Source organism: Pantanalinema rosaneae CENA516, from assembly GCF_050753385.1.
GTDB classification, from domain to species: Bacteria; Cyanobacteriota; Cyanobacteriia; order Leptolyngbyales; family Leptolyngbyaceae; genus Pantanalinema; species Pantanalinema rosaneae.
This window is the reverse complement of sequence record NZ_JBLZFZ010000034.1, coordinates 23,767-41,741: the sequence shown is the minus strand read 5'-3', so window position 1 is coordinate 41,741 and position 17,975 is coordinate 23,767. Positions and strand designations below refer to the sequence as shown.

The window sequence follows — 17,975 nt, the reverse complement described above, 5'->3', positions numbered from 1 at the left end:
CGTTCTAGGGTTGTCCGCTTGTCCTAACCTGCTATGAATCTATCTCCCCACCATGCCCCCCCCAGAGTGTCGGCTGATCAATTAGCCACTCGCTGGGCGAACAGAATCATTGTTCTCAGTGTCGTGCTGATTTTGGTGGCGACGCTGTATCCGTTTCGCTTGCGGATCCCCGACGTGTTGCTGATTAGACAGGTGATTCGCCAGTTTGTGTTTAATCCCACTGATAAGGTGGACTTGATCGCTAATGTCCTGCTATTTGTGCCGTTAGGGTTTGGGGTCAGTGCCAAACTATTGCCCCATAAATGGTTATCCCGTTCTACGTGGCTGATTGTCCTGGGCTGTGGTGCGGGGCTATCGTTGATGGTCGAATGTCTCCAGGTTCTCCTGAGTGATAGAACCTCGGCTCTCACGGATGTGATGACCAATACCCTGGGAGGCTATCTTGGCTATCTGACGTTTAAGTATGCCCGATCGCCGTTGTTGGACTGGATCCAACTGGGACTAGAACAATTTCAACGATTGGTATCGCGGTTGTCATTTCGTCAGATTGCCGCTGCCTCCGTGATCTACGCTGTGTTAGCGATCGGGGTTGTGGGATGGCTGAATGGTTCTACCCTCCGCACATGGGATCTCAACGCCAGGTTATTTATTGGGACGGATCCTGCCCATCGGTTCTCGTGGGAGGGCACGATCGGGAATGTGCAGATTTGCGATCGGGCGTTATCTGCCAGTGCCTTAACGCCATTTCTGACCCAGGCTGAATCAATGCTGCCCTGCGGCGATCACCTGGTTGCGCACTATCCGTTGACTAATACATCGGGTTTGACCGATAGCCTAGGTCGATCCCCTGATCTGGTTTGGCGAGGGAATCAAACCGCATCGGCCACTCTCTCATCGCAGGGGGCGGCAATCTCAGCCCAACATTGGTTAGAAATGACGGATCCAGCGACCGTCTTGAATCAACGTCTCCGAGCCAGTTCAGAACTGACCGTGGCGGCAAACATTACTGTGCCTCAAACTGATTTGCCTAATCGGTTTAATCAGATTATGTCCCTGACCAATCATTCGTTCCTCGGTAACTTTAGCTTGATTCAACTGCGATCGAACCTGTTGCTGTGGATTGCGACGAATTTTCACTCCTCGCTTAGACCACCACCCCAAGGGTTTAAGGCAAATGTCCTGGCAGATGATCAACCGCATCGGATGGTCATGACCTACTCAGGGTTAGCATTGCGGGGGTATGTAGACCAGGCTGAGAACCCACTCCTGGTTTTGCTGACTCCGGTTGATTATCAGGTGATTTGCTCGCTGTTAGCCTTTGTGCCAATGGGAATTTTGTTGCGTTTGTTGGTGAATGGTGCGAAAGGACAGCCCCTGGTGCGCTTGTTGCTGACGGGTGTGGGTTGTGTGATTCCCCCTCTGGTACTAGAAAGCTGGCTGGCTGATCAAAGCGATCGCCCTATTCGGCTTGCCAACTTACTCCTGAGTATCTTGATTGTCAGCGCGACCTTTTGGCTATCACGCGGTCTTGCCACGCAAAAGTCGATACGATCGGAGATTCGAGCGAGTGAATCAGAGCATCCCTAGTCTAGCGATCGTCTAAATCGCTGGTGTCTTCATCCGGTTTGCTGATCTCTTCCTTGAAGCCCCGTAGGGTTTTGCCTAACGTCCCTCCCAGTTCGGGAATCTTTTTCGGCCCAAAGATCAGAATTGCCACGATCGCAATAATTGCCACTTCTGGCCATCCCAAACCAAACATACGCTCTCCGGTAACGGTGTTCCCATTATCCCTCCTTTGTTAGACAGTAGGCGACCCTGATGGTGGGACAATAACAAGCGGTAAGCCAACGCTTGAGAGTTGCCCAATTGCCACCTGTAACGTTGTTGTGATGGAGGGAGAATGTCAGCCTTTGAAGCGGTCAGTTCAGCCACGTCTGCCCGGAATTCGTTGCCCCCAGTTATTCCTGCCGATCGATTGCAGATTGAAGTATTAATTCACCCGACTCAGGATGTGGCGCAAGCGCCCTTCGGGCAGGATGTAATTCAGGGACTCACGCAGCAACCTAAGACATTACCGCCCAAGTATTTCTATGACGATCGGGGTTCGCAATTATTTGAGCAAATTTGTGAGTTACCTGAATATTATTTAACGCGCACCGAAACCAGCATTCTACAAAATTATGCGGCTGAGATCGCAGCAACCACCGGGGTGTGTGAACTGGTGGAGTTAGGCAGTGGTAGTTCCACGAAAACCCGCTTATTACTGAATGCCTATCAAGCGTTAGGCTATCCGTTGCATTATATTCCGATCGATATCAGTGCTGGCATTCTTAAAGACAGTGCCCACCAGTTATTGAGCGAGTATCCCACTCTAAACATTCACGGCTTAGTAGGGACGTATGAGCAGGCCCTACAACATCTGTCTACGCCCCATTTACCCAAACGATTGATCTTCTTTCTTGGCAGTAGTTTAGGCAATTTGAATCCGGCGGAATGTGAGCAATTTTTCCAACAAATTCGCTCGGCGTTACAGCCAGGAGAATACTTTCTGTTAGGGGTCGATCTACACAAATCAACTGAGTTATTAGAAGCGGCGTATAACGATCGTCAGGGTGTGACGGCAGAGTTTAATCTCAATATGTTGCAGCATCTGAATCAGCGATTTCAGGGTGATTTTGATCTGACTCAATTTGAGCATTGGTCGTTCTACAATGAGTCTTTGCATCAAATTGAAATGCATCTCCGCAGTCTGCGATCGCAAACCATCGAATTAGCCGCTTTGAGCCTGACTGTAACCTTTGAGTCTGGTGAGACCATCCGGACGGAAATCTCGCGCAAATTTAATCTAACTGCCACTCAACAGCAACTTGAGGAAATTGGTTTAAATCCGTTACGGGTTTGGGCAGATCAAAATACTTGGTTTGGCTTGTTACTTTGTCAAGTGAGCGATCGTGATGGATAAATCCCTCCCTAAATATTGGGCTATTGTCCAACCTCGGCTGACCCCGTACCTATTTCTGCTACCCGCCCTATTTATGCTGGGGCTGACCGTGTTTTATCCGGCGGTGCAGGCGTTTTATCTGAGTTTTACCCGTTACGACATCTTGACCGCTCCGGAGTGGGTCGGATTTGCCAATTTCCGGCGATTATGGGCAGATACCGTGTTCTGGCAGACCTTTCGCAATACGCTGCTGTATATGGTGTGTGTGGTGCCGTTGCTGGTGATGTTGCCGTTGGGATTAGCGATTCTGGTCAACCAGAAGTTGCGGGGAGTCCGGTGGTTTCGGGCAGCATACTATACGCCAGTGGTGATCTCGATGGTGGTGGCTGGGCTGGCATGGAAGTGGCTGTATGCCGAAACCGGATTGCTGAATCAACTACTCCGGCTGTTGGGGCTAACGACCGATGGTATTCCCTGGTTAACCAGTCCCAGTTGGGCAATTTTCAGCGTTATGGCAGTCACAGTCTGGAAAGGATTGGGCTACTACATGGTGATTTACCTGGCGGGATTGCAAGCCATTCCCCAGGAGTTATATGAAGCGGCGGCGATCGATGGTTCCGATGGTATCAAGCAACATTGGGATATCACAGTACCGTTGATGAAACCTTACATTTTCTTAGTCGCGGTGATTTCTGCCATTTCCGCCACGAAGGTGTTTGAAGAAGTGTATGTGATGACCCAGGGAGGGCCCCGCAACAGTTCCGCCACGATCGTCTATTACCTGTACGAACGGGCATTTAAGGATCTAGATATTAGCTACGCTTGCACGATCGGCTTGGTGATGTTTGGGCTAATTCTAGTGCTATCGCTGCTGCGACTGAGTTTAGAGCGGCTGACGACCAGGGACGAGCAAGCTTGAGGCTATCCTAATCAATCCGGAAGTTATAGGGTAAGCGAACGTAAATGCCACGGGGATCATTGAGTGCGCGGAGGGCAGATAACTCGCTATATAACTTGAGGGCTTCGGTAGTCAGTGGATCGAGTTTGGTGGAGAGTTCTGCTACCTTATCGTCTTTGCTGGTACCAAATAAGCGCTCTGTCAGGGTTCGGGGTTTGGGATATTCGGTCAATGTCCAGTTATTGCCTAAATTGGCTTTTTGAGCAGCGTACTTGATTGCATCATTCAGCCCTCCCAATTGATCGACCAACCCCAAGTCTTTAGCCCGAATGCCTGACCAGACGCGTCCCTGTGCCAGATCGGCAACTTTGGCTTTGTCCAGTTTGCGAGACTCGGCAACTTTGGTGATGAATTGGTTGTAGATGCGATCGACCGATTGTTGAATTAATGCCATCTCCTGGGGACTTTTCGGACGGGAGACGCTTCTAATATCAGCAAAGCGACTGGTTTTGACGGTATCCCAGGTAATGCCAATGTTATTCCCCAGTTGTTGAATATTCGGTAACAAGCCAAATACCCCGATCGAGCCAGTAATCGTATTCGGTTCGGCAAAAATCCGATCGCTGTACGTCGAAATCCAATACCCGCCGGAAGCCGCCACTGTTCCCATTGAGACAATCACGGGTTTGACTTTGCGAGTCAGAATCACTTCCCGTTGCATCACTTCCGAAGCCGAGGCACTTCCCCCTGGACTATTGACCCGCAACACGATCGCTTTAACATTCTGATCAAGTCGCAGTTCGCGTAGTTGTTTGGCAAAGCGATCGCCCCCAATCTGTCCGGTTTGCCCCTGTCCATCGACAATATTACCTTCCGCGTAGACGATGGCAATTTGGTTGCTAGAGAAGTTCTCGCGACCCAGGGCGTTCTCTGCCACCTTGGCATAATCTTTTAAGGTAACTTGCCGCAGGGTCTGATCCTCAGCCTGATTGCCAGTCAACTGCCTTAATTCAGTTAAGATTTCATCCTGGTAAGCCAGCTTATCGACCAACCGCAGTTTTAATGCGTCTTCGGGTTCCAGTGCCGCCTCGCGATCGGAGATTGCCTGGAGTTGCTGCGGCGTGAGTTTGCGATCGCGACTCGCGGCTGTAAGAAATTCTCGCCATAAATCATTCAATAAGGTTTCAGTCTGTTGTTTATTCGCCGGACTCCGTTCGGTTAGCAAAAACGGTTCTACTGCTGATTTATATCTACCGACCCGTGTCACCTGGACTCCGACCCCAAATTTCTGGAGGGCGTTAGCAAAGAAGGTGGCTTCGGAACTTAGCCCATTCATCTCCAGGGAGCCAAAGGGATTCAGCGCGATCGTATTCGCCACAGAACCGAGGTAATAATCCCGCTCTTGCCAGTCCATGGGGTAGGCAAGAATTTTTTTCCCTGCTGCTTTAAATCGTTGCAGTGCCCCCCGCACTTCCTTTAAGGTGGCAAACCCAGAACCACTGCCAGCCGCACTAATATTGCCATGGAGATATAGCCCCACAATCCGATCGTCTTTGGCTGCTTGGTCGATCGCGTCGATCGCCGATCGTAGCGAGATCGTTTCCAGGCTAGTGCCAGACAGCGCAGCTTCCAGGGCTTGCCCTCCCCCTGAACCTGGCGGCGCATCCACAATATCTAATCCCAAATCGAAGACCAGAACAGATTTATTTGCCACCCTGGGCCCCGTTTCTCTAGACGCTGCGCCAATGAATAGAGCAATTAACCCACCGACGCTTAATCCGAGAAAAATGAATAAGCCGAGCAGGGTGGCAAACGTGTACTTAAAAAAGTCTCGCATTCGAGTAGGTTCCTAAAACAAGCAGCGATTCGCTTCTATCCTAATCACTGCGTTTGCAATTGAGCATCTAGTGCCTTGAGAATCCGATCGTGTACCTCTTCCCAATGCGCCTGGGTAGCAGTATCCCGATCGGAGGGCGATCGATCTAAGGTATTGCTTAGTTGATCGCGCAGTTGTTTTAAGTGATAGCGTGCCAGGGTCGTGGCTTCCCTGGGAACGTTGGCTTTACGTAATGCCATTTGGATCATTTGATGTAGATACGCCTGTTGTAAGCCTCGTCGCAAACTGGTTGTCGCTAGTGGCAGGGAGTTGCCCGTTGGGTTGGGTAAAACTTCTTGCCAAACAATCGTTTGCAGCGTCTCAAATAGGTTGGCTAGGGTAAACGACTGTCCCGGTTTGGCTTTCAACTCTGCATCTTGTAACCGTACCAAGCGATCGCGACTGAAGAGTTGTTGGAGCACGCTCGTCTGTAGCCACAGGATGCGATCGTGAATGGGGTAGTCTAACTGAATTGAGGCGACTTCACCCCAGTGCTCCCACCGAGCGGGAGTCAGCTTATTGAGCAATTCGGGGGAAAAGCGAAAGGCATTGGCAGCGAAGATATAGGTGTCTAACAGATCTAATGCCTGCCGTTGTTGTTCGGCTGAAATCGGTTCTAACGGTAGCCGACCGACCACACTTCCAGAGCGATAGCGGTTAAATGACTGTCCCCCAATATAGTTGGTCAAGAGGAATCCGTAGCTGGCATAGTAGTGAAAGATTGTTTCAAAGCGATCGCGCACTTCACTCAGCCCTTCATCGCCTCGGGGAGCATGTTGATTTAATGCCTGCCATAACCGTTGGGCATTCTCAAACTGCCAGGGGGCATAGGTGAGGAGATCGCTACTGAGATCAAACACTTGAATTTGGGGATCCAGTTCGGCAGCCGCATCCTCATCTGTGCCGTATGCCAGGGCTGGCTCGGGTGACCGGCGGACGATCGCCTCTAAAAATCGCTGTTCCGCCTGGGGTGTTCGGGCATTAAACGGGGTATAGCCATAGGCGATCGCCCATTCATCATAGGGCCCGACGACCGTGGTAAAGTAGTCGCCCTGGGGAAAGGTGGGAGGAGCCAGATTCACGGCAGTATAGTCCATGACGGAGGCTGTCAGTCCCCTGGTATGGGTTAGCTCGGTATTGTTTAACTCGGTAGGGGACAACATGGCACTGGCTCGAAAATTGTGGCGAAGTCCTAACGTATGACCGACCTCATGGGCAATCAGTTCTTGCAGGTATTGCCGGACATACTCTTGCATCCTGTCACTAGCCGGAGCCGCATGATGCAGCATCGATAGTGCCATTGCTCCCAGAGCGAACTGGCGGGATGCACCTTGGCGATAACAGCGATCGTCGGCTTGGATTTGTGCCTGGGACGATCGTGGCTTGGAGCCACTAGAGGACGATGGGCAAGGGAATGGACTGGATCGCTCGGATGCCTGACGCTCCTGTTCCAGGGCAAGATATCGCTGTTTAGCTCCCCGAGCAAAGCTAGCATCAATCAAAATGTCAGCATCTAAAATTTCCCCCGTGAGCGGATTGACGCGGATCGGTGCCAAGCCATCAAATCCGCTATAGTACGCTGTTAGCCAACGAATGGTGTTATAGCGGGCATCTGCCGGACTCCAGGTAGCATCATCGGGCATTTGCCGGACTTCGATCACATCCACGAATCCGGCTTGCTCAAAGGCTTTGTTCCATAACAGCACTCCTGCTTTAACCGTGTCACGATACTCGGGAGGAATGCTGTTTTCCAGCCAGAAGACGATCGGTTGTTTAGGGGGTGAGAGTGGGGCAGTCGGGTTCTGTTTCTCTAAATGCCAACGGTTGATATAGCGGACGAAGGGCGATTTATGGGATTGCTGCGATAAATCTTGATAGGCGGTGATGAAATAGCCCACTCGATCGTCGGCAAACCGAGGACGATAGCCATGATGGTCGGGCAGTCGTGACCAGCTATAGTGCGCTCGCAAGACCAGATTGCGGTTGTCTGGGAGTGAGGGAATTTGGGGACGGGATTGTTCGGCAGGATGCAGCGAGAAACTATAAATCGTTTCTAACTCAACATTTTTCGGGAAGACCTGAACATTGCCCAGAGTCGATTTTTCTGAGTCTAAACTGTATTGAGCGTCCAGGGCGGCTGATAGATCGGCAGTAAAACCAGGCAAATCGCTGAGGAGTAAAGGCTCTAGATCGACCAAAAAGGTGTGACGTTGGGGATGGATCTGCTGAATTGGTAATGTGGCTAGAATCGACTCACTAAACGATCTCCGGACGGATCGTTCAATTGGATCTCCGGAGCGTGCCCGAAAGTAGAGATTGGGAACGACCAGTTGCAGCGTATGTTTGACCTGCCGAATCATGAAGACAAAGCTGGGCAAAGATTGACCACTAACCAGCGATCGATCCCCAATGCCGGACTCGCGGGTCATACTCCAGAGATACTGAACATTCAGTTGATCGGGGGCAATTTCGGCAAATAGCTTGCCCGCTTCTGGATCAAAGTAAAGCGTAAATAACCCGGCTAAGCGCTGGGCATTACCAATGACACTGGCAAACGGGTCCAGGGGAGTAATCGGTTGTTGGCTGGCAGGTTTTGTCCCGATCGCCTTCGCCCTTGAGGTCGGAGAGGGCGGCTGAGGTGAATTGAGTTGTTTGGCGATTGCCTGTAACTCACTGCGTTGTCCTAACTCAGGGAAGGCTGGATGCCAGGAGGCAGTACCCAATACCAGCAGCAGACTGAACCAAAATGCCAGAACGATCGCGATCTTCTTCATGCTTCCGGCGGCACTAACCCAATACGGCGTGAAATCACCCTACCGCCAAAATTTAACTGCGATCGCTCCAGTCCATGTTTTTTAATGTCTGACAGCCATTGATTAATACACTTAATAATAATAATAATAGATCACTTTGTATGTGGAGAGTGACTAAATTGGAAGTTAGTTGAACCTAGCCATTGACAGGAGCCGCTAAATCGGTGTGTCTGAATTGACTCCGTACTTCTACGAAAACTTTGTTTGGATTTTATGCTAAAAGCACTGTTTATCCGTAGATTTTCGATTGTTAAGTCAATCGTTTATCAAAACGGTGAGTATTTTTAGCGAGATTTCTCTGATTTTTCCCAATGATAGATTCCCTTCGCTCGGTTTTTTCGCAAAAAGAGTATTTTTTTGAACTCTTGATTAGGAATTGCCGAAACTAGACCACGTGGGGGTCTTACCCCCTTTTACAACAACATTGATTTTAATTAAGTTGGTACTAGACAACAAAAAAATATCGATTCACTAACTCAGTAAATCTATCTAGATAACTTGTTGCTGATACCTGGCATTTCGATGTGTTCCCTCAACTAACAATTCGATTCATTTTGGGCAACTTTCGGGAGTTTGATTACTGCATTTAGGTGCGGTTATAGGAGAAACACACAATGTCACGGGATGCTCTGGTTGTTGGAATTAGTTCCTATCAACATCTGCCTAGTCTGGGGGCCCCAGCTCAAGATGCCGAGGCGATCGCGCAACAGCTTGAGTCCTATGGTGATTTTCGGGTCACCCGCTTACCAGAAATGGTGAAAGAAGGGCATCTCCAGGTGGGGATGAAAACTCCGGTGACTCTGGCACCACTGGAAGCGGCTCTGGTTCAACTGTTTAAACCTAAGGGTAACAATATTCCCCATACTGCCCTGTTCTACTTTTCGGGGCATGGCTTGCAAAAAGAAGCGGGTATTCGGGAAGGGTTTCTAGCTACCAGCGAAGTCAATCCCCAAGCCCATTTCTATGGCTTATCGCTGTTCTGGCTACGCCGCCTCTTGCAAGAAAGTCCAGTGCGGCAACGGATTATTTTGTTGGACTGCTGCCATAGCGGTGAAATTCTCAATTTCCTGGAGGCAGATCCGGGGGCAAAATCGGGCACCGATCGCCTGTTTATGGCGGCCTCACGGGAATATGAATCGGCCTATGAGTCGATCGCTGGCAACTACAGTGTGTTCACCCAGGCGCTGATTAATGGACTGGACCCACGTCGGTTAGCCAATGGCATAGTCAGTAACTACGCCTTGACCGATTGGGTTAGTAGTGCCCTGAAAGGGGAAGTGCAACAACCCTTGTTTGAAAACTCCGGTAGCGAAATCATCCTCACCCGTTGTCAGAGTGCAGAAACCGTTTTGCAAACCAGCCTGTCTCAGGAGATCTGTCCCTATCGCGGCTTGGAATTTTTTGATGAACACCATGCCGATTACTTCTTTGGTCGGGAAGAACTGACGGATCAGTTGATCGATAAATTAAAGACAGGCAACTTTCTGGCGGTGGTGGGGGCATCGGGCAGTGGCAAGTCTTCGCTGGTACGGGCAGGTCTGGTACACAAATTACGCCGAGGACAGCGCCTATCGGGCAGTAGTGATTGGCAAATTAAACTGATCACACCCACCGAACAACCGCTCAAAAGTTTGGCGAATGCCTTCATTAATCCCACGGCGGCGGCGGTCGATCGGGCAGAACAACTACGGCGGGCAGAAATTTTTCTGCAAGAGGGGGGGACAGGCTTATCCCAACTGGTGCGTGCCAGTTTGATGTCCAATCCCAGTAAGCATTCTCGCCTGGTATTAATCATTGACCAATTTGAGGAAGTGTTTACCCTCTGCCAGAGTCCCCATGCTGAGCGCGATCGCCATCGGTTTTTTAATTGTTTAACAACCGCGTTACGGGAGGTGGGCGATCGCCTCAGTATTGTGATTGTGCTGCGGGCAGACTTTTTTAGTAAATGTTCCCTGTATAACGGCTTGGCGGAGCAGATCGAGCAATTTCTGGTCATGGTGACTCCACTGACCTATGAGCAGATCAAAGCGTCAATTACCAAACCGGCGGAGAAAGTTGGTCTAGTCTGTGAACCGAATCTGGTATATAACATACTGCTGGATGTCGCTGGGTCACCCGGAGAACTGCCGTTACTGCAATATACCCTGCTGGAATTGTGGTATCACCGCCAAATTGATCCATCGGGTGGAGCCAGCCGCCTGACTTTAAATGCCTACACAGAACTGGGCGGAGTGCGGGGGACGCTGCAAAAACGTGCCGATGAAGTGTTTTATAGCCTGACTCCCGAAGAACAGCAGGTGGCAAAACGCATTTTCATTGCCCTGACCCAATTGGGAGAAGGGACGGAAGATACCCGGCGGCGCATCCTCAAATCTGAGTTGGTGGGTTCCCGGTTGTCGATCGATCTGGTCGATCGAGTGCTAGAGAAACTGGTAGCCGCAAAACTGGTCGTGACCAATCAGGTGCCAACCACCAGTCGGCATCAGGAATGTCTAGATCAGCGCTTTGCCAATGTTTCTACGGCACTCCGCTTGGCACAGATGGTCAAAAGCAAGTCGCCTCAGTCCGCTCAGGATCTAGAGCGATCGCTGCCCAAGCATCACACTACCCTGAACCAGGGGTCTAACCACAGTATTGCTCGGCTCGCCTACCTACCTGATTTGGAGGTATTTTATGCTTCACCGGGTGTCGGTGGGCAGGAAACAGTGGATATTGCTCACGAAGCGCTGATCCGTAACTGGACATTATTGCGCTCCTGGTTGGATGAAAACCGGGAAATGCTGCGGCGACAACGGGGCATTGAACGGGCGGCGCGGGAGTGGGATAGTGCTGGGCAACCGCGAGCGGCGGAATATTTGCTGCGGGGCAATCGGCTGTTGAATGCTGCCGACTTTCTCGATACCTATGCGGATGATTTATCTGCCTTAGCCCAGCGCTATATTGCCGTTAGTCAGGAGGAGCATCATCAGGCCCGGCGGGAGTTGCGGCTGTTACAGGTGGCTGTGCCCTGTACGCTGTTGGTGGCATTGGCAGTTACCTGTATTCAGTATTGGACAGCCATGCGGAGTCAGGCAGAGAAGGACTATCAGCTTCAGGTGGCTACCTCTCGTCAGTGGGCGGCGATCGCCCAATCTACGCTTCAGGAGACGAATAGCGATCCTGCCACTGCCCTGTTAATCAGTCGGTTAGCGGCTCAACAGGGACAAACCTATGAAGCCGAAGCCAGTCTGCGGGCGGCCTTGCAAAAATTACGGCTTCAAGCCGATCTGCGGGGACACCAGGGGGCGGTATCGCAGGTGATTTTTGCTGATAATCATCATCGGTTAGCCACGGCTGGAGACGATGGCACGATTCGCTTCTGGTCGATCGCCTCACCAACCGTGGAGCGAGTGTTGTCCTGGGATGAGGAACGAGAAGGAGTCGCCCAGCCACCCATTACCACGATCGCCTTTACCGGCGATCAGCAGCGGCTCGTTGCCTCTGCTCAGACCAGGAATCAGGTGCAGGTGTGGTCAGTTGAGTCGGGAGCGCGATTACTACAACTTGGGGGATTTCGGCAACCCGTGACCCATTTGGCGGTAAATGGCAATTGGATTGCCGCCGCCAGCGCCGATCGCACCATTCAGGTTTGGCAGGCAGACACCGGCAAACTGCAAGCTCGGTTTATTCAAACAACTCCAGCGACTGGGTTGAGTTTTAGTTCGGATGGTCAGCAATTGCTGGCGATCAGCGGCAATACTGTGCAAGTGTGGCAGGTCGCAACTAAACAGACCAAACAACTGTTGCGTCATGCGGGGGGCGTGACCAGTGCAACATTTGATGCTACTGCTCAAGTAGTGGTGACGGGTACCCAGGATGGCACGATTCGCGCGTGGGATGTGGCAACTGGCAAAGTGCAGCAAACGTTGAATCCTGGTATGGCTGCGATCGCACAAATCTGCTTGAGTCCGAATGGGCAATATTTCGCGATCTCAGATGTTACCCAACGAGTGTGGCTGTGGCATTTTCCCAAGGGGCAGCTATTTAGTATTCAGGGAGTAGGAGGCAGTGGGCAACGCAGCCAAGAGCCGGTGGCGATCGCGTTCAGTCCCAATAGTCAACGTCTCAGCACAACGCAGGTACGGCGGGTAGATAACCGCCTCAGTTATGTCACCTACCTCTGGGATGTGCGAACCCAGCGTAGTGTTGGCAGTTTATGGGAGCACACTGGGAGTATTCGATCGGTGCAATTTGATAGCAATGGTTCTTTAGTCGCGACCGCCAGTGCCGATGGTTCTGTGCGGCTATGGGCGGCGGATATGGGTGGCGAGTTACCCTCGTTTACGTTGCCGCATGAAGTGATTCGGTGGGTCACTTTCCTGAAGTCTCCAGCGACTACACCTGATTCTATGCTGAGTGCAGCGGCCGCAGCGATTCAAGGGAGTTCTACACCGGCTCCGGCGACTCATCCCCTGGCGAATGCCCTGGTGACGGTTGGCATGCATGGAACGTTACATCATTGGCACCTGAGCCAATGGAGAGGATCAAGTTCCGACTCGCGACCACCCGTAGAGGCGACCCCAGCGTCACGTTTACCGTTGGGACTGAACTGGTTGCAGCCCTGGAATGGCAGCCCCAGTCCTCTATTCGCGGATGGGAGTCGGCTATCCAGTCAACGGACTAATCCTGTAGAGTCTGTGGGTATGAACCGGCAACAACTTGGAACGTCTAAGATTGCGGCTAACGGGGCTACTGTTCGCGATCGCGAGGTCGTTCAAATTGCCCATGCTGGTGGGGCAGCGTTGCTGGATGTTGCCTCGTTTTTCCCACCATCGGGGAATACATTAATGAGTGTGGCGTTGAGTGCGGATGGGCAGTTGGTGGCAACGGCGGATAGTGTGGGTCAGGTAAAGATCTGGCAGCCTCGCCCGGATCAACCTCAGCCAACCGAGGTGTCAACACGGATTCTAGAAGCCTCTGGTGCGGCGACGAACCGGGTTCAGCAGCTGGTATTCAGTCCAGATCAACGGGTGATTTTGGGGATTGAAAACGATCGCACAATTCAACTGTGGGATGTGCAATCGGGAAAGCGGTTGCAGAGTTTGCAAGGGCATCAAGGCACGATCGGCGATGCACAATTTAGCCCAGATGGTCGGCAGGTGATTAGTGCGAGTCAGGATGGCACTGTGCGGATTTGGGACTTAGCCTCGGGGCAATCGACCATGACGCTAACGCAGCCAACCGCTGTAATGAGTGGGCATTTCAGTCCGGATGGTCAGCGGGTGGTGACGGCTGGACTGGATGGTACGGCAAAGATCTTTGATCCGCATACGGGTGCGTTACGGGTGATTCTGGCAGGGCATCGTGGGGCAGTGCTTGATGCTGAGTTTAGTCCCGATGGCAAAATGCTCGTGACAGCGAGTACAGATGGTACGGCTCGCTTATGGGATGCCGATACTGGAACGGAGCGGGCGTTATTACGTCCAGTCGAAGCTGGAAATCAGCTCGATCCGTTACAACGGGCTTTCTTCAGTCCGGATGGGCAGATGGTGGTGACACTGAATAGCACTGGCACAGTTCAGGTATGGGCGGCTACCTGGAATGGACTGCTAAAGCTAGCTCACGATCGCACGCTGCGTCCTCTCCGCCCCGAAGAATGCCTGCGTTATTTGAGATTGCCACCGAATGCTTGCCCGTCCTCAGACTGGAAGTAGCCCTGTGGGCAGTTGGAATGTCGGCAAGCCAGTGCCGCCGCCCGCGATCGTTCAGTCGGTAGGTGATCTGAAACGCTAAAATAGGGTCTATTGTTGCAATTAGAAAGGCGGTTCATGACGACTTCTGCTCCAGCCAAAACCCAGTACGAAGCAGTCATCGGGTTAGAAACCCATTGCCAACTCAATACTGAGACTAAGATCTTTTCGACCAGTTCCACCAAATTTGGTGAGCCTCCGAACACGCTGATCGACCCGGTGTGTATGGGGATGCCGGGAGTGCTGCCTGTATTGAATCAGAAGGTGTTAGAGTCGGCGGTGAAAACTGGGTTAGCCCTGAACTGCCAAATTGCTGCCTATAGTAAATTCGATCGCAAACAGTACTTCTACCCTGACCTGCCTAAGAATTATCAGATCTCGCAGTACGATTTGCCCATCGCTGAACATGGGTTTTTAGAGATTGAGCTTTACGATAAGGAAACCGGAACAGCGACTCGGAAACGGATTGGTATCACTCGCCTGCACATGGAAGAGGATGCGGGCAAGTTGGTGCATGGTGGCAGCGATCGCCTCGCGGGATCAACCTATTCATTAGTAGACTACAACCGCGCCGGAGTTCCCCTGCTAGAGATTGTGTCAGAACCGGATATTCGCACCGGGCAGGAAGCCGCAGAGTATGCCCAGGAATTACGGCGGATTTTGCGCTACCTGGGGGTGAGTGATGGCAATATGCAGGAAGGCTCTCTCCGGTGTGATGTCAATATTTCGGTGCGTCCCGTGGGGCAGAAGGAGTTCGGCACCAAGGTCGAAATTAAAAATATGAACTCCTTCAACGCGATTCAACGGGCGATCGAGTACGAAATTGAGCGGCAAATCGAGGCGATCGCAACAGGGCAAAAGATTTATCAGGAAACTCGCCTGTGGGAAGAAGGGTCGCAACGCACCATTAGTATGAGATCGAAGGAAGGGTCGAGCGATTATCGCTATTTTCCGGAACCCGACCTGGGACCGATCGAAGTTAGCCCTACCCAATTAGAGGAATGGCGATCGCAGTTACCTGAACTACCTGCTCAGAAACGCCATCGGTACGAGGAAGACTTAGGCTTGTCTGCCTACGATGCGCGGGTGTTAACCGATAATCGCGCCGTTGCGGAATACTTTGAAGCTGCCTTGGCGGCTGGTGCTTCAGCCAAAACCACCGTCAATTTGATTATGGGCGATATCAGCGCCTACTTAAATAGCCACCCCAACCTGACGATTACCGACCTGCCATTGTCGCCCACGGCCTTAGCAGAACTGGTGAATTTGCTGGAAGACAACACAATCAGCAGCAAAATTGCTAAAGATATGCTGCCGGAACTGCTGACCAAAGGTGGCTCACCCCAAGCGATCGTCGATCGCGATGGGCTGGGGCAAATTTCTGATACCAGCGCTCTAGAAGCGGCGATCGCGGAGGTGTTAGCCGAGAATCCTAAGGAACTGGAACTCTATCGGGGCGGTAAAACCAAATTGCTAGGCTTTTTCGTCGGTCAGGTGATGAAGAAGACAGGGGGACGGGCAGATCCCAAGCTAACGAATCAATTGTTGGCAAAAACCTTGAATGGTTAATCATGGCAGCCGTTGGGATTGATTGGGGATCAACGGGAACCATGGGTCGCATGTTGGAGTCAGAGGCTAGGAGTTCGGGTAACTGCTGGGCTTCTGACTCTCGTTATTTCTTCAGGTTTATCATTCATGCCGAACAGCTTTGCTAAAAAAACACAAAAGGGGGGTGACACCCCCCACCCCTTCAATGGCATAATATGGTAAGTAGATGCACCCTGATGATAGGGGGAGGCGCGTTGGCGACTCTCCCTTTTTTATTGATTAATTAAAATCCCAGAACTGCTCACAGCCCTAACCAACGGCTCATCCCTAACCCTGATATAATCGCCTCTCGAATAGGGCAACGCATGGAGGCAGTATGGTCGCAGATTGGCAGGAGATTTCGGGAGGAGTCACCGCTCCCAAAGGGTATCGAGCCGCAGGGATAACAGCCGGACTGAAGCCTTCCGGGTTGCCCGATCTGGCGCTGATCATCTCCGATGTAGAAGCGATCGCGGCGGGAGTCTTTACCACCAGCCAGGTGCGAGCGGCTTGCGTGGATTACTGTCGGGAACGGTTGCAAGCCAAAACCACTGCCCGTGCCATTTTGTGTAATGCCGGACAGGCGAATGCGGCGACCGGAGATGCTGGCATGGCGGATGCGATCGAGTCTGCCCAGTCCTTAAGCCAGATCCTGAGTGTGCCCCCGGAAGCGATCCTATTAGCGTCCACGGGGGTAATTGGACAGCGGATTAAGCTGGATATCCTGAAAGCGGCTCTACCGCAACTGGTGAATGCCCTATCCCCAACCGGATCGGATAGTGCTGCCCAAGCCATTATTACAACCGATTTAGTGCCCAAAACGATCGCACTGGAAACGATGCTGCACGATCGCCCGGTGCGAATTGGTGGAATTGCCAAAGGATCGGGGATGATTCACCCCAACATGGCAACGATGTTGTCCTTTATTACCTGTGATGCGGCTGTCTCACCCCATTTATGGCAGGAAATGTTAGGGCGAGCCGTCGATCGCAGTTTTAACCAGATCACCGTGGATGGCGATACCAGTACCAACGATACTGTTCTAGCCTTAACGAATGGTGAATCTCGGACTCCAGCCATTACTGAGATGGGAGCCGATGCCGAGAAATTAGAAGCGATGCTGACAGAAGTCTGTATTTACCTGGCGCAGGCGATCGCCCGGGACGGGGAAGGGGCGACTTGTCTGGTGGAAGTGCGGGTGAGTGGTACGGATGATGATGCTTCTGCCCGTCAAATTGCCCGAACGATCGCGGGATCATCGCTCACGAAGTCAGCTATTTTTGGGCGTGACCCCAACTGGGGCAGAATTGCCGGAGCGGCGGGACGGGCGGGAGTCGCGTTTAACCAGGATGACTTACAGATCAAACTGGGCGATTTTCTGATGATGGATCATGGGCAGCCCCAACCCTTCGATCGCTCGGCAGCTAACGCTTACTTGCAAGCCAAGGCTGCCGGAGCCTACCTCAAGGATGACACGGTGCTGATCTCCGTCAGTGTGGGGTCTGGATCTGGGTCGGGAGTCGCCTGGGGCTGTGACCTCAGCTATGACTACGTCAAAATCAACGCTGAGTACACTACTTAAGTCGGTAAATTGGCAAATACCCGTTCGACAATTCGTTGGGTTTTCTCATCCAACCGGTGCCAATCGACTTCCCCAGTTTCATCAAACAAGGTCTGATCAATTTCGACACTTGGATGGGTGGACTGCCCAAATCCGCCCGTCCAAGATGTTCCAGTCGCCGAGTTGTAGTTGCGGAAGCAGATCTGATAGCACAAATCCCATAATTCGATGGCGACCTGCTGATCTGCATGATCGAGGCGCAGTAAGTAGCCCGGATAAGGACTGGGTAGGTTGGCTAATTGTTGGCGGATCTCATCGGCTTGTTCGGGAGTCGCTGTTTCCAATCGCGATCGTAGCTCGATCACCTGAGTCTTGATGTCATCGGCAATCCCCTCTGGCCAAACCAGGACATCTTCATAGCTGCCCTTCCAGGTCGAAAACTCTAACTGCTTCCGAAGATTGTCGATTAACCGGATAAAGGCGGGTTGCATCAGGACTTCTGCTTGCTGCCAGACGGTGATGTCCCCAAATTTTGGCATGGCGATCGCAGACTCCCCAGGATGAAATTCA

Annotated in this window: 10 protein-coding genes; 6 read left to right on the top strand and 4 right to left on the bottom strand. The window is 51.9% G+C overall.

Going from position 1 to position 17,975, the window contains the following annotated elements:
• Positions 1 to 33 precede the first annotated feature (33 nt).
• Complete coding sequence (locus ACN4EK_RS19160) at positions 34 to 1,587, top strand: VanZ family protein (RefSeq protein WP_431659758.1); 1,554 nt, start codon at positions 34 to 36, stop codon at positions 1,585 to 1,587.
• Between the two features lies 1 nt (position 1,588).
• On the opposite strand, the gene tatA is transcribed toward ACN4EK_RS19160, so the two are convergent.
• Complete coding sequence (gene tatA, locus ACN4EK_RS19155) at positions 1,589 to 1,759, bottom strand: twin-arginine translocase TatA/TatE family subunit (protein ID WP_431659756.1); 171 nt, start codon at positions 1,757 to 1,759, stop codon at positions 1,589 to 1,591.
• 141 nt (positions 1,760 to 1,900) lie between these two features.
• On the opposite strand from tatA, the gene egtD reads away from it, so the two are divergent.
• Entirely contained in the window at positions 1,901 to 2,962 is a 1,062-nt protein-coding gene (gene egtD / locus ACN4EK_RS19150) for an L-histidine N(alpha)-methyltransferase (RefSeq protein ID WP_431659754.1), read from the top strand.
• Positions 2,955 to 3,860, top strand: coding sequence for a carbohydrate ABC transporter permease (locus ACN4EK_RS19145; protein ID WP_431659753.1), 906 nt, complete (start codon positions 2,955 to 2,957; stop codon positions 3,858 to 3,860). The genes egtD and ACN4EK_RS19145 overlap by 8 nt, the downstream gene beginning before the upstream one ends.
• A 7-nt stretch (positions 3,861 to 3,867) precedes the next feature.
• Here ACN4EK_RS19145 and sppA read toward each other — a convergent pair whose 3' ends face one another.
• Both sppA and ACN4EK_RS19135 read right to left on the bottom strand, forming a co-directional pair.
• Entirely contained in the window at positions 3,868 to 5,676 is a 1,809-nt protein-coding gene (sppA, locus tag ACN4EK_RS19140; protein WP_431659752.1) for a signal peptide peptidase SppA, read from the bottom strand.
• 44 nt (positions 5,677 to 5,720) lie between these two features.
• Positions 5,721 to 8,489: a zinc-dependent metalloprotease gene (locus ACN4EK_RS19135; protein WP_431659751.1), complete on the bottom strand. Its 2,769-nt coding sequence runs from the start codon at positions 8,487 to 8,489 to the stop codon at positions 5,721 to 5,723.
• 653 nt (positions 8,490 to 9,142) lie between these two features.
• Between ACN4EK_RS19135 and ACN4EK_RS19130 the strand changes: the two genes are divergently transcribed.
• The 3 genes from ACN4EK_RS19130 to argJ all read left to right on the top strand — a co-directional run bounded on the left by ACN4EK_RS19130 (position 9,143) and on the right by argJ (position 17,426).
• Positions 9,143 to 14,221, top strand: a complete 5,079-nt coding sequence (locus tag ACN4EK_RS19130; RefSeq protein WP_431659750.1) for an nSTAND1 domain-containing NTPase — start codon at positions 9,143 to 9,145, stop codon at positions 14,219 to 14,221.
• 114 nt (positions 14,222 to 14,335) lie between these two features.
• A complete protein-coding gene (gene gatB, locus ACN4EK_RS19125; protein ID WP_431659748.1) occupies positions 14,336 to 15,826 on the top strand; it encodes an Asp-tRNA(Asn)/Glu-tRNA(Gln) amidotransferase subunit GatB in 1,491 nt (496 codons plus the stop codon).
• 355 nt (positions 15,827 to 16,181) lie between these two features.
• A complete protein-coding gene (gene argJ / locus ACN4EK_RS19120) occupies positions 16,182 to 17,426 on the top strand; it encodes a bifunctional ornithine acetyltransferase/N-acetylglutamate synthase (RefSeq protein ID WP_431659747.1) in 1,245 nt (414 codons plus the stop codon).
• Here the strand turns inward: argJ and ACN4EK_RS19115 are convergent.
• Positions 17,423 to 17,944: a hypothetical protein gene (locus ACN4EK_RS19115; protein ID WP_431659746.1), complete on the bottom strand. Its 522-nt coding sequence runs from the start codon at positions 17,942 to 17,944 to the stop codon at positions 17,423 to 17,425. The genes argJ and ACN4EK_RS19115 overlap by 4 nt on opposite strands.
• Positions 17,945 to 17,975: the final 31 nt, after the last annotated feature.